The sequence below is a fragment of the Geobacillus sp. LYN3 genome (genome assembly GCF_003064505.1).
Lineage (GTDB): Bacteria > Bacillota > Bacilli > Bacillales > Anoxybacillaceae > Parageobacillus_B > Parageobacillus_B toebii.
The window spans coordinates 1185907-1186756 of the sequence record NZ_QCWL01000001.1 but is presented as its reverse complement, the minus strand read 5'-3'; the positions used below and the strand labels follow the sequence as shown (position 1 = coordinate 1186756).

Here is an 850-nt window from a genome sequence, read left to right as displayed (position 1 = left end):
TCAACGCCACACCGGCTGGCTGGAGGAAGCTTTTCGGGCCGTTTATCCGAAAGCCGATGTGCAGCGTTGTGTCGTTCATAAAGTTCGTAATACTCTTAATCGTGTTCGGAAAAAAGATCAATTTGAAGTGGCAGAGAATCTCAAACTGATTTATCGCGCGCCGAATAAGGAGATGGCGTTACAAATGTTTCAACAGTTTGAGTCGAAATGGTCCAGCAAATATCCAAGAGAAGTTCAATCTTGGGCCAATGAGTTGGATGTCCTCCTTACATTTATGGATGATCCAAGCAGTATTCGAAGTGTGATTTACACGACCAATGCCATCGAACGAACGATCAAGGAAATTCGGAAACGTCTAAAGCCGATGAACAGTTTGAGCAGTTTAGAAGCCGCGGAAAAAGTCGTGTATTTGACCATCCAAGATTTTAATGAGAAATGGGCAGGGCGAAAGTTAAGAGGATTTGCCGAAGCACAGGAAGCCCTCGAGCGAATGTTTGAAGAATGCTACAATTAACCAAATATTGTAAATAAACAAATAAGCAAAGAAAGGGGGTTTCCTCTGTCCACACAGGAGACTGAATATTCAGTCTCCTGTGTGGAGAAAATCAGTCCCCTATCAATTCAAATCCATTTCAGAGAAACCCTACCCCATTACATTACACAAAATTCTTGACGGTACCGCAATTTTTTTGGTAGCGTCAAAGAATTATCAATTTATTCTCCATTAATTATATTTTGTTTAACTTTTTTCTATTCATTGCTATAGTTGTAAGTGTATAACAGCTCTGAGGAGTAAAAATTCTTCGAGATAAATTGAACTTCTAGCCCCCAAATTTTGATAAATATGCGA

General features: G+C 39.9%; 1 protein-coding gene. It reads left to right on the top strand.

Annotated features, from left to right (window positions below; genetic code table 11):
- A partial coding sequence (locus DCC82_RS06185; protein WP_233252937.1) for a transposase occupies positions 1–514 on the top strand: 514 nt, incomplete at its 5' end.
- Positions 515–850 lie beyond the last annotated feature (336 nt).